Source organism: Dysgonomonas sp. BGC7 (genome assembly GCF_001261735.1).
Classification (GTDB): domain Bacteria; phylum Bacteroidota; class Bacteroidia; order Bacteroidales; family Dysgonomonadaceae; genus Dysgonomonas.
In genome coordinates this window covers 57,655-70,303 of sequence record NZ_CVRP01000005.1, presented here as the reverse complement: position 1 = coordinate 70,303, position 12,649 = coordinate 57,655, and the positions used below count along the sequence as shown (strand labels likewise).

The following is a 12,649-nucleotide window of genomic DNA, read 5'->3' as shown; positions in this document are numbered from 1 at the left end:
AATTATTTAATTGTTCTATAAAATTCAGTTATTGCATTATTAAAAATATCCGGTTGTTCCATATTTAGCATATGTCCACAGTTTTCTAATACAATTAATTGTCCGTTAGGTAGATAGTTTAATATATCAGGGCTGTCTGAATAGCTGTTGTTTTCGGATTGTCCTTCAACTATCAGAACAGGAATAGTCGGTTTATTCAACTTTAGTTTGTCATAAGCATCGCCTCCCGCTATTACTCTGGCTTCTTTATGCAAAGGTTGCCATGCGTCCCACTGATAGATCATTGACCATAATGGATGACGCATCTGCTCTTTGTTGGTTCCTCCTGATTTTATGAGTCCGCTAAACCATTCTCGCTTCATTGCATCAATTCCTTTTTTCTTTAATGCTGCAATTTCCATATCTCTTTGCTCCGATTCTATCTCATCTATAGGAATACTCGGTTTAGGCAGAGGGCGTATATTACCACTTGCCAGTACTGCTGACTCAATTCGCTCGGGAAACCAACCTAGCATATCGGCTCCTATATATCCACCCAACGACAGTCCTATAATATGGGCTTTGCTTATTTTCAACGAATCCATTAAGGCTCTCAGGTCTTCGGCATGGGTAAATTGTTCACCTTCTTTTTGTGGCGACGAACAACCATATCCTCTGATGTCGTAGCGGATAGCACGGTAGTTTTTAGCAAACTCGAAAAACTGTAAATCCCACATATCCCGATTTAGCGAATGTCCATGTATAAAGATAACAGGCTCTCCCGCTCCCAGTTCTTCGCAATACAACCGAGCCTGACCAATGTTTATCATCGACTTTTTCAATTCTTTGGGATAATTGGATTGCTTGATTGCATCGCGAACAATAAGAGGTAATACAGCACTACCATAGAAGGATGAAAAGCCCTCGCCGAATGCTTTACCTTTCACTTTAGCCAAAACGAAGCCATAAACATTGTTTTTGCGATCTACCCATGGGTAGGTACCTGCCCATCCGGGGCTACTGATGAGTGTAGTTTTATTGTTTTCATCGATTTCTTCGCGCCAGCATCCCAAACCATATATTCCATTATGAAGATTTTGACGGGAACGAAGCACATAATTTTCAGAAGCTATAGTTGCATTTTTCACATGGTCTGCTTCTATTTCATCAACTGCTTTTTCTGACAGAATTCGTTTTTCTTCAAACAGCCCATTATGAGCAACCATATTCAAAAAGTTCATATAATCGTGTAGGCAGGTTTTAAATCCTCCACCAAGCATCGGATTAAAACCGGGCTCTTCACTTACCGGTACAAAATAACTATACTTCATATCCAAAGGTTTAGCTATTTTTTCTTGAAATAAGGTTTCCCAATCTTTACCGGTTGCTACTTCTGCCATGCGTCCGGCTACCTGCATTGCCAGTCCTCCGTATTGGAATTTTGTGCCGGCTATGGTATCGGCTGGCAAGTTCAGAATATTGTCTACAGCCTCTTTAAGGGTCTGATAGTCGTCTCTTCGTTTTCCTTCGGGCTGATAGTCTGTATAACCTGCCGTATGTGACATTAATTGGCTCAATGTCGCATCACCTTTTATGTCTGAAAATTCGGGTAAATATTTTCGTACCTCATCATCCCATGACAATTTTCCTTCATCTACAATAGCGGCTATTGTTGCCGCTGCAATCCACTTTCCGGCAGATGCAACATGAAGGGCTGTGGTATCGGTATATCCTCCATAATATGACTCGAAGAGTATGTCTTTATCTTTTACAATTCTTACGGCAGCTCCGTCGTAATAGCCGTTTTGGATCCACGAATCGATCTTTCGGTTCAGATAATCAAAGGCCGGGGCAGGGGCTTGTTTTCCAGAGCTTCCACCGCCACATCCTGTGATCAGGATAATAACCACAGTCAGAAACAAATTATATTTAAACAGTCTGTTCATCTCAATCTTTCTATATAAAATGTTCTTTCTATTGGTTCCGCACTTTGTATTTTGTCACCTTTGGTTTGTCCATATTGCCATGCAACAACTGTAACCTTTACAGGATATTTCGATCTTGGAGGTATTGGGGTAAATATCAGATTATTACCATCAACTCTAACCGGGCCTTCTTTTACATAATAATAGACCGGTAATCCTTTATCAGATTTGCCTTTCAGCGGAATAGATTGTATTCCTTCTCTTACATTGGGAATAGCACTAAATCTTATTTGTTGTTGTTTTCCTTCTGTTTGTGGATAAGAAAAGTCAATCGAAATTTCTTGTACCGATGTTTTATAAACATCATCTCCATTTCCTTGTGCTATCAGCCATATTGATGATGTACGGCGTTTGTTATCCAACCCCATATGGTAGAAACGAATGGTAAATGTAGAATCATCAATTTGTTTTACAGGGCCACAAAGGGGATAAATTCTTATCTTTTCCTTCGAATGTTTATTTGTTGTTTTTTCTCTCAACGTATCTGTATATTGGGTAGCTATATTAAACTTCAGATCACTGCCTAACGTCTCTAATCTAACTCTATACTTTCCATGAGCCTCAGCATGATATTTCATTTTCTGCCCATCTTGATAAAAACCAATAAACTGAGACTGTTTATTATTTTCTCTGCTATAATATGCTTCTGTGAGTTCTGCCATATCTTTATCGAAGTACCAGAAGGCATCGTGTTTGTCTCCCATGTAGTCTGCAAAAGGAGCTGTCCGGCTTCTGTTTTTCTGATTGGGATGCCAACGTTCTGCCAGCCATCCTTTTTGTACATCTAATTTAGTCAGTTCTGTCAATTTGTTCAGTGACATATTGTCCGGCAACCGATATTGTGCCGATTTTCTTAAAAACTCGGAGATATACGCTACTACCTCGTCCGAAACATCGAAGTGTCCGTGTCCGGCATCACACAAAAAAGAGACGCAGCTTTCGGGATACATCATCCGAAAAGCTAAAGCAGGATTTACTCTGGCTTCCCACCATTCGTATTCTCCTTCTATCATCAGCCCCGGTATTCCGTCAATGTTGCGGGTTCTTCCCCATTCGATATTTTCACGTCCATATCCGGTCAGGTTTGTACGGGGCGCATCGCCATGATAAGATATAATAGCAAGTGTACGTTCGGGATTCCACGCGGCAAAGTTCCATGGAAATGTAGCCATAGCCGAATGTCCGAGAGGAACAATTGGTGCATATTTTAGTTCCGAATAACCGCTGATGTCAGCCAAATCACTTATCATAGTATCGAAATGCCGCTGACATCCATTGGCTACATCCCATTTTTGCTCAAAGCCCGGTGTAACCCATACTATTGCAAACCCTAGTTCGCTCATCGTTTTTCTGAATGTAGGATGCTCAAAAATAGTTTCTTCACACATATTGTGTTGTCCGAAAACAATAGCTTTCACTTGCTTACAATCTTCGGGTATCCATAAAAAAGCACGGGGATGACTATTGGTTTCTGTTGAAATAAAACTGTCAACCTCAACAGACCATTGCCAAACTGCTGCCTGAGAATGGATTGCAAACATAATTAATACGATATATGTTACTATTCTTCTCATCTCACAAATGTTATATTATCAACATGTTCGCCAATAAATATGCGAGCGATATCTGCTGTTTTGTAAAATCCCGGTTTGTCAGGCATATCATCAGAAATAACAAGTCCGTTTATTTTAAGATTCTCGAAGCGAATATTCTTTACTTTACGTTCTTCATTATACCCTACAATCATAGATAACTCAGCATTACCTCCTGTGTATGTGATGTTTTTGAATAAGACATCTTCGATTCCTTTTCCCGGTGCTTTGCAATATTTAGGATTATAGAATATACGAAGATTGAATAATTGCCCTTCTCTGAAATTTTCAATTCTGATATCTTCGAAACGAACTTTTTTAATCAGATTATTATCTCCTGCATTGATAGCCAAACATCCTTGGTAATCTATCTGTGATTCTCTGTGATCCAGAATGTCAATGTTTACATAGTTCAGATTTTCAATTATTTCCGGCTCTTCGGCATTTCCATGTATTCCGATAAAGATGGGATGAGCAACATCAGCCCACAATACAGAATTTTGCATTGTTATATTCTTACAACCTCCTTCATAGCCTAATCTTGTAGCATAAACAGTGGTGCAATCGTCCGAGTTGCGACAAAACACGCCATCGTGTAGTACATTATTGCTCGCAAAAACATTCATTCCGTCACCCCAACCGTAATAGCTTATGCTTTTTACATTGCGGATGGTTACATTTTCAGAGCCTCCGGTCGAGCATTGTGTGGCAAAAAGCCCTTCTACTAATACGTTTTTAGAATTGGATATTTTTATACCATGTTTTACTGTATGGCAAATCATACCTCGCCCTAATATTTTCACGTTTTCGGCACTGTCGACAACTAATCTGCCTTTCAAAACAGCCCCACCGGCTACATAAACAGTTTTACCCGAAGGTATTTTAAGCTCTCCGTTTGCTATTTCATGTATTCCGGCTCCAAAATATATCAAATCCGGATCTTTGGTATTGGGAATATATTCTTCCATAGGGTTAGCAAAAAGATGTAGATTGTGGAATATATCATCATTCACCTCTACCGATATATTTCGGGGTTGATTGAGTTTAAATGTGATGGTATTCCCGTCTATTTCATGTTTAATATTATTGGCGAGAGGTCTGACTTTAGCCGTATTTACTGCTCCCTTATTGTATGTAACGGATATTTCAACCTCTCCGCAAAAGTCGAAATAGCACATTGATGCATCTTCTACGAAACGTTTCAGACCTTCCACCTTCTGTACTTTGACTAGATGAGAAGGAATTTCATTCCACTGAGAATTGTGCTGTCGAACCTTTATCGTGAAGTCACTATTCAATAGTGCTCCTTTAGGTGCAGGGTATGTAACTAACTTATCGATGGCATAAGCTGGTAAAAATATAATTGTGAATAATACGATAAGTGTACTTTTCATATTATAATATTTCTTGCTTTTTATACGATTTGTATTTTCTTAAATCTTCTTTTGTTGCAGGAGTAAAATGGGCGGCATATCCACCTTTTGCTTTTAATTGGAAGTTTAAAATGGTTTGAGAATCTACAATCACGCGTGTAACCCGTACTTGTGTTTTTGTATTCATCTTTTCATCGTCAGTATATATGCTGGCTACATATTTACCGGCTCCTAAAAAACTAAGGGGAGTTGTAACCTTGCGGGGCTCATTATTACCTAAAGTGCCTAAAAACCAATCTTTGTTGCTGCGGCGAGCTATGGTTACAAACTCCCCCGGTAATCCATCTATTGGTTTTGTGTCGTCCCAAACAGTTGGTATCTTGTCGAAAAACTCTATTTCTGGTTCGCCTTCATATTTTGTCGGATTATCGTACCAATACATGAACTGTAACGGACTATAATATACGGCAGCCATGGCCAGCTGATGTGCATGCGTATTTTTTAATCTTTTATCATAATAGCAGATTGTATAATCTGCTGCTCCTGCAAGAAAACGAGTGAATGGCAATATGGTATTGTGTGTGGCATCGGGAAATTCTTCATTGCCTCTTATCCCTTCCTGAGTCAGTAGGTTAGGATATGTACGGCTGAATCCTGTTGGGCGATATTCGTCGTGTATATCGACCAGAATTTCGTATTCGGCACATTTTTTGACAGCATCGTGCATCCATGTTGTCCAATGCTGATTACCTATTTGTACAAAACCAAATTTTATACCTTTTATTCCCCATTTTTTGTAAAGAGGTAATATTTCATCTAGTTGTTGGAGTAATGCCCGCTGATTGACATATATCCAAATGCCAATGCCCTTGTTGGCTGCATAGCTTGTTAGAGCAGGAAAATCTATATTCTTATCTTCTCTCACTTTTGTTGCGTCCGATTTCATACTTACTTCGGGGCCGTACCAACCCGCATCGAGATGTACATACTGTAAGTTTCTCTCAGCAGCGAAGTCTATACAAGCAATAGCTTCTTCTTGACTCAGACCTGAACGAATGACTTTTCCCGGTTTTATCCACGATGTGTCTTTTATTTTATTCTCAGGGTTCAGGTTCAGTACAATGTCATTATTTGCGATGAGGTCAACGGGTTTTTCTCCAACCATAACCACGCGCCAAGGAGTGCTGTATGGGGTTATTATATCTACAGAACTGTAAAGAGACGACTGCAATGTATTTGCTTTCTGATTGCTTAAACGAAATTTCATACGAGAATAGTCTACCATTTCTGCTTCTGTGAGTGCAACGGTCAGCCCATTCTGTAGTGTCATGGTCAATGGACGTTCGCACTCGTCTGTCCAATTCTTTAATGGTCGTAATGAATATGGCCCTTGAGCCCAACGTTCGTAATAAGCCATTGTGCCTTCGGGTAAGGTGAATTGAGTTTGCTCTCCTACAATATGTATGAACAACCCGTTATTCGCCTCAGGAAAATGATAACGAAAAGCAACACCTTCATCATAAGCCCTTACGACAAAATTCATCATGTAGTAACGGCGTTTGTCGTAACCATGCTCTCCTACACCAACAGCTTCGGCTCCTTTTTTGAATTCGAGCGTTAGTTCATTGTAGCTATCTTTAATAATATTGCGTTCACCATATAAAGGATTCCATGTTTTATCGACCGACTTTGTGTGTACATCGGTTAAAGTCAGGTTTTCGCCCCATAGTTTACAGCTATCATTTGGTATACCTAAGGCTGATTCAAATAATCTGTTTTCAATCAGGACTCCTAATTCCGATTCTTCAACCACCGATTTCCCGTCATAGCTGATAGTGTAATACATTTGTTTAACATCGTGTGCAAACTCTTTCTGATAAAATTCGAAAATATATTTCCCGTTAGGCGATACTATTTTCTGGCGAGTATTTTCTAATACCGTTTGTCCATAAAGGTTTAACAGAAGGAATAAGGTGATTATATTTAAAGTTATTTTTTTCATTTTCCTATAAGTTTCAGAGTGTAACTATATGTGTATTTCTTGTCCAACATTCTATATTCTCTGTGAGGGAGTTCGCCCCAACTGTTGTCTCCTCCGACACCTCGCTGCTTCAAATCCACATGTAGAATTATATCTTTACGAGGTAGTATGTCTATAGAATGTTGCAGTTTTCGAGTTAGCCCCGGATCTAAATCTTCGGGAGCCGAGTGAAGTGCCGAAAAAGCAATGGGTTGAACTCCTGTTACTTCTAACCCTACACCATTTTTATCTGTGAGAGTCAGCCAACGAACATCGGTTTTATTGCCTGTCTCCTGAGGACGACTATACCAATAGAATTGGTCGGCTACTTTACTTTCATATTTGCCTACGAATGTACTTGTCCAGCGGTCTATGTAGTTTTCTTCGGGTCCTCGACCGTAATAAGTAAGGTTATCATAGTTACGGTTCACTTCCATGCGCATACCAAAGCGTGGTAGTTCGGGTAACGATTTCCCTTCCATGTTGATGGATGCTGTTACTTGTATCGAAGCATCGTCTAGGATGAGATATTCGACGGTATAGGGTACTTGTATATCGTTCAATATATATTCTATTTTTACCGGAAGTCCTTTTTCCATCTTCTCTCCTACACTTATATTCTTTATTGTTTTGTTGTAATGGGCTGTACGCCATACTCCCATATTCAAGGGCATTTTGTTTCCAAAGTCGTTGTCGTTAGGTGCACGCCAAAATGCAGGTTCAGGATATTGCCACTTGTTGATAGGTTGTTTCCCATCTATTTCATAATCGTATAGCAGACCCTTTTTTAAGTCTATTTTACCTGATACTTTTCCCGATGAGAATGTAAGGGTATTATCTTTATTCTCATATACCAAGCTACCCTCTATCTTTGTTTTATTATCAAAGTAAGATGATTTATTCAGCTTGATTTGCTCTTTAGCAATCTCAAATTCGGCAGGAACTAAGTCTGTCGGCTTTTGAGTGTAGGCATATAGATTAAGAAAATATTCGTTTCCGTCTTCTTGAACAGAAGGGATTTCTAATTTTACTTCTTTCTCCTGATGAGGAGCCAATGTGACGCTAAACTTACCTTCTGTATCTTTTACTCCATTTTTGTATATCTCCCATTTGAAATTATACTCGTTCAGATTCGTAAAGTCGTATCTATTTTTGATAGAGATTAGCCCTTTTGATAAATCTTTTTCTTTGAACTGGATGTATTGATATACTTTTTTTACTTCGTATGCTTGTGGTTTAGGTACTCCATTAGCCGATATCATACCATCTGTACCGGTATTGAATTCGCTTCTCTTATCCTCTACCCATTTGTAGCTACCCATTTTGCCATTGTATGTCCAATAGGTGCGTCCGTCCTGAGCTTCAGTTTTCATTTTGAACCCCTGATCCATCCAATCCCATATAAATCCGCCCTGAAGATTAGGGCTGTCGTAAATAAGATCCCAAAGATCCTGAAAGTTGCCATTACTGTTGCCTTGAGCATGCGCGTATTCGCACATGATGAACGGACGTCGTTTGCCTGACTCTCTGTATGCTTTTATCCGTCCCACACTAGGATACATATGACAAACAACATCTGTATTCCAGTCTTCCCATGCTTGCTCGAACTGAACAAAGCGGCTTGGATCGTACTTTTTGAGGCGTAGATATTCGTCATGGAATACCTTACCGTTGCCACATTCATTTCCTAACGACCACCCAATGATAGATGCATGGTTTTTACTTCGCTCTACCATTCTGGTTATGCGATCGACGTGTGCATCGTACCAGTCGGCACGATAGGCAGGGTGGGGGATTGTATCTTTGAAATAAGGTACAGAACCCATACCATGTGTTTCTATATTGGCTTCATCTATTACGTAGAGACCATATTGGTCACATAACTTATAAAATAACGGATGATTCGGATAGTGGCTCAAACGAACAGCATTGAGGTTTAATTGCTTCATCAGTTTCAGATCGTGCATCATTATCTCTTTTGTCTGTACATGTCCCAGCGTGTCGCTATGTTCGTGACGATTAACTCCTTTAATGTATGTAGGAACACCATTGATATGGAGTTTTGCATTTTTGATTTCTATCTTTCTAAAGCCTGTTTTATAGCTGGTTATTGCTATAGCTTTATTATTATCGTCGAATAGAGTAATAACGCAATCGTAGAGATTGGGCTTTTCGGCACTCCATTTGTCTACATTTTTTACGTTACCCGAAAAATTGAGACGTGTTACTTCTCCCTTTGCTGCAAAATTCTTTTTCTGAGAAAGAACTTGTTTTCCGGCTTTGTCGAATAATTGTAGAAGGACAGAGCCTTTTTTCAGATTGTTATTTTCAAATTCCCGAAGGTCTACTGTAGCATTGAATATTCCGTTCTTATACTGGCTGTCTAAATCGGGCTTTAGGAAAAAATCCCAAATAGTAAGTTTAGGAAATGCCTGAAGGAATACATCTCTCTCGATTCCTGTCAAACGCCAAAAGTCTTGGTCTTCCATATAGCTGCCATCGTGCCAACGATATACTTGAACTGCTAAAAGGTTTTCGCCGGATTTCAGATGTTTGGTTATATTAAACTCTGCCGGTGTTTTTGAAGCTTTGGTCATCCCAACTTTAACCCCATTGATATACACCTGTGCATAACCTGTAATGGAACCAAAGTGGAGAAGTATCTCTTTATCTGACCATTGGGCAGGGACTGTAAATGTTTTACGATATGTTCCTACAGGATTGTCAACATCTATAAAAGGAGGATTAGGTGAAAAAACATATTGTATATTGCGAATAATGGGTTCGCCAAATCCCTCTAATTCCCAGTTGGATGGTACTTTTATATCATCCCACTTTGAATCGTTGAAACTTGTTTTGTAAAACTCTTTGTTACTATCTGCTATAGTTGGCGCATAGGTGAATTTCCATGTTCCATTTAACGATTTATACCACGGCGAATCGGTAGCTATATCTTTAATAGCGTCCTCGGTGGTTGTATAAAGCTTTAAATCGACATGTGGCTTCTCTTTGTTCCACTCATAAACAGTCGGATTCTCCCATTCGTTTTGCTGGGCATGTAAAGTATATGATTTACAAAATAATAATACTAAAGAAAGTATAATTGTTCTTTTCATGTCTTACCTATTCCTATTTGTATTTATGATAATTATCCAAGTAAGATTGAGTCAAAAGCTTTCTTATAAAAACTTTTGACTCAATAGTTATTTATTTAGCTTCTCTTGTATACATCAATGTGCCAAAGCCCAGATCATCTTGTTCTCCTCCTTGGCCACCACCACCTTCAGGCCTTTGTTTTTCGGCAAACTTTTGAGAATATGTAGCATCTAATCCTTTGATATTTGCATAATGATTGTATATAAGTTCCCATCCCGGACGAGCTCTGCCTCTGTACTCATCGGAAATCACATTGTGCCACCCTTCTTTCAGACTGTAATATGGTGTATATGGCATGTTAACCGCTTGTGTAATATCAACATTATATTTAGCAGTGTATTCACACAGGGCTAATATTTTGTTGTTGTCATAAGCAAATAGATCAATCCCTATATTATAAGCCGTTTGGCAAAAGTATCCCAATAAAGGCGGATCTAGGGTAGCATGGGCTTGATCTCTTCCCATTTCCTGACTTTGTCCGATAATTTTCCCCGAAATATCCGGATCTTCGTGCATGGCTACAACCATGTTTTTTATACATCCCGGGCCGGCTCCGTTGTAAAAGTAATTCAAGGCAAAGTTTATTTTATCGGCATCGTCGCATAGTATTCCGATTGAAAAGATTGTTAACATTGCCGGAGCATCCCAACTTAGCCATGCAGCTTCGGCTTTAGTGCTATAATGGTCTGCTAGAAATTCATAGCAATGAGGGTAGAATACGTCGGCAATCCATGTTTTGAATTTTTCGAAATCTTCTGTTTTCCAACCTTCATAATCTCTCATCAACTCGGCAGCATTAGCAAATTGATAGCCAATGAATCCGGCAACAAGCAGCCTGTGACCATCTGTCCTTGCTATTGATTTGCATGTACTGGCCCATGCGTTTAACACCTTTACAGATGCGTCTGCATATTGCGCATCTCCGGTGAGCTTCCATCTTAATGCAAGCTGATAAGCAGCAGCACTATCGTGTCCGGAGCGTGCAAAATTACCACCCGAACTATTTCTTTCTAATATTTCGACAGGAGCAGCAATATAAGACGATTGTGCTCTTGAACTGGCAATCAGTTTATTCCATCCCGATAGCCAAGGCTCCTTCTTTGCATCTACTTTTGCTTTAACGTATTCAAAATCAGAATTAGTATGAACTAGACAAGGATGATTAAGATCATATTCGTTTGGTAAGGTTGGGGTTAAGTCTATTTTTGCAGGGCTGTCGTCAAATTCTTTGCCACAACCCGAACTGGCTAACGTAAAACAAGATATTGCTATATATAAAAATGCTTTTTTCATAATTTCAAATAGCTATAATTATTATTAATTATTTTCATCACAGAATTGAAATACATCATAATCAATTCCGTCTCCGTCATATTTCCCTGTCGGATGTTTCTCTAAAACTTTAGCTGTAAATGGCATTTCCAATCCTTTACGTGTTACATAATGATTGTAAGCCAGAGCGTAGATAGATCTGAATTCGCCCCTGTAAAGATCACTTATGGACTTCCAGTTACTATATTTTCCGGTCACATCCTTCCATGTAACAAAAGGTAGGTCATCATATCCTAGATTGTACTTGGCAGTGTATTCATAGCCTTTCAGCAAGCGATTTTCCAACACTCCATATAGGTCATTACCTTGCTTGTATGCTATTTCGCAAATAGAGCCTAATACTCCTATGCCCAACTGTGCATGAGCTTGATCCCTTCCACTTTCCTGACACTGGCCTTCTTGGTTTATATAATTAGGGATTGTGCCGTTATCATTTCCTTGCAACAGAGTTTCTACAGCCTTCTTGTACATATCAGTATCATCCCACAAAATAGCCATGGATATATAAGCCCTTGTTATTACAAGACCCCAGTTCCCATTTGTGTATGGAGCTGTGTTATAGAAGTTTTCTATTACAGGCATAAACACTGTTTTGAGCATATTATCGATTTTATCAGAATCATCTTTTGTTATTTTACCATAGGTGTGTTTTAATATCTCTAAGGCAAAAGTAATTCTAAAAGCTTCGAATCCTGCTAATAAGGGAGCATCGTTGGATGGAGCTACGCTTTTTAGCTTATTGGCATATGCAAGTAGTATTTCGAGTGACTTTTGGGCATGTGCTTCATCCTGATCTATAGCCCACATCAGAGCATTCATATGAGCGGCAGCAAAATCGGACTCGAAACTGTTTTTTGTATATGCATAGTCTCCGTCACGGGCAATGATTTCAAATGGGCCTCTGATTGTATAATTGGATTGGGAGCGGCTATCATTCTTAAACTTTAGGTATGCCTGATAAGCTGGAGTGTTGCTGTCTGCACGCTTTGCAATAGTGCGCATATGTTCTATGCTTTCAGATGTATGCAGTATGCCGGGATGCTCCAGTTTGGGAATATAGCTTTCTTCTTTTTTATGAGATAAGTCTATATTAGCCGGAGTATCATTAAATTCGGAAGTACAGCTTATGTTTGTTAACATAAAGATTCCTAGCATCAGTAATATTATTTTTTTCATAAAAATATTTTATAAAGGGGAGGGTGGATGTTTCCA

Annotated in this window: 7 protein-coding genes; all 7 read right to left on the bottom strand. The window is 39.2% G+C overall.

Features of this window, described 5'->3' with window-relative positions; all coding sequences use genetic code 11:
- Positions 1–2: 2 nt before the first annotated feature.
- The 7 genes from BGC7_RS17575 to BGC7_RS03275 all read right to left on the bottom strand — a co-directional run bounded on the left by BGC7_RS17575 (position 3) and on the right by BGC7_RS03275 (position 12,613).
- On the bottom strand, positions 3–1,925 hold the full coding sequence (locus BGC7_RS17575) for an alpha/beta fold hydrolase (RefSeq protein WP_082206449.1): 1,923 nt from the start codon (positions 1,923–1,925) through the stop codon (positions 3–5).
- Positions 1,922–3,538 carry a hypothetical protein gene (locus BGC7_RS03300; RefSeq protein WP_050700148.1) on the bottom strand — a complete coding sequence of 539 codons (1,617 nt, stop codon included), beginning with the start codon at positions 3,536–3,538 and terminating at the stop codon, positions 1,922–1,924. The genes BGC7_RS17575 and BGC7_RS03300 overlap by 4 nt, the downstream gene beginning before the upstream one ends.
- Complete coding sequence (locus tag BGC7_RS03295) at positions 3,535–4,950, bottom strand: glycosyl hydrolase family 28 protein (protein ID WP_050700147.1); 1,416 nt, start codon at positions 4,948–4,950, stop codon at positions 3,535–3,537. Before BGC7_RS03295 ends, BGC7_RS03300 begins: the two co-directional genes overlap by 4 nt.
- A gap of 1 nt (position 4,951) precedes the next feature.
- Positions 4,952–6,931, bottom strand: a complete 1,980-nt coding sequence (locus BGC7_RS03290) for a glycoside hydrolase family 97 protein (RefSeq protein ID WP_050700146.1) — start codon at positions 6,929–6,931, stop codon at positions 4,952–4,954.
- Complete coding sequence (locus tag BGC7_RS03285; RefSeq protein WP_050700145.1) at positions 6,928–10,065, bottom strand: glycoside hydrolase family 2 TIM barrel-domain containing protein; 3,138 nt, start codon at positions 10,063–10,065, stop codon at positions 6,928–6,930. Before BGC7_RS03285 ends, BGC7_RS03290 begins: the two co-directional genes overlap by 4 nt.
- Before the next feature lie 91 nt (positions 10,066–10,156).
- Positions 10,157–11,398: an alginate lyase family protein gene (locus BGC7_RS03280; RefSeq protein WP_050700144.1), complete on the bottom strand. Its 1,242-nt coding sequence runs from the start codon at positions 11,396–11,398 to the stop codon at positions 10,157–10,159.
- A 24-nt stretch (positions 11,399–11,422) separates the two neighbouring features.
- Positions 11,423–12,613, bottom strand: coding sequence for an alginate lyase family protein (locus BGC7_RS03275; protein WP_050700143.1), 1,191 nt, complete (start codon positions 12,611–12,613; stop codon positions 11,423–11,425).
- Positions 12,614–12,649: the final 36 nt, after the last annotated feature.

Coding starts and splice junctions, on each gene's coding strand:
- BGC7_RS03280 (WP_050700144.1), bottom strand. CDS start 11,398: ATGAAAAAAGCATTTTTATATATAGCAATATCTTGTTTTACGTTAGCC.
- BGC7_RS03275 (WP_050700143.1), bottom strand. CDS start 12,613: ATGAAAAAAATAATATTACTGATGCTAGGAATCTTTATGTTAACAAAC.
- BGC7_RS17575 (WP_082206449.1), bottom strand. CDS start 1,925: ATGAACAGACTGTTTAAATATAATTTGTTTCTGACTGTGGTTATTATC.
- BGC7_RS03285 (WP_050700145.1), bottom strand. CDS start 10,065: ATGAAAAGAACAATTATACTTTCTTTAGTATTATTATTTTGTAAATCA.
- BGC7_RS03300 (WP_050700148.1), bottom strand. CDS start 3,538: ATGAGAAGAATAGTAACATATATCGTATTAATTATGTTTGCAATCCAT.
- BGC7_RS03290 (WP_050700146.1), bottom strand. CDS start 6,931: ATGAAAAAAATAACTTTAAATATAATCACCTTATTCCTTCTGTTAAAC.
- BGC7_RS03295 (WP_050700147.1), bottom strand. CDS start 4,950: ATGAAAAGTACACTTATCGTATTATTCACAATTATATTTTTACCAGCT.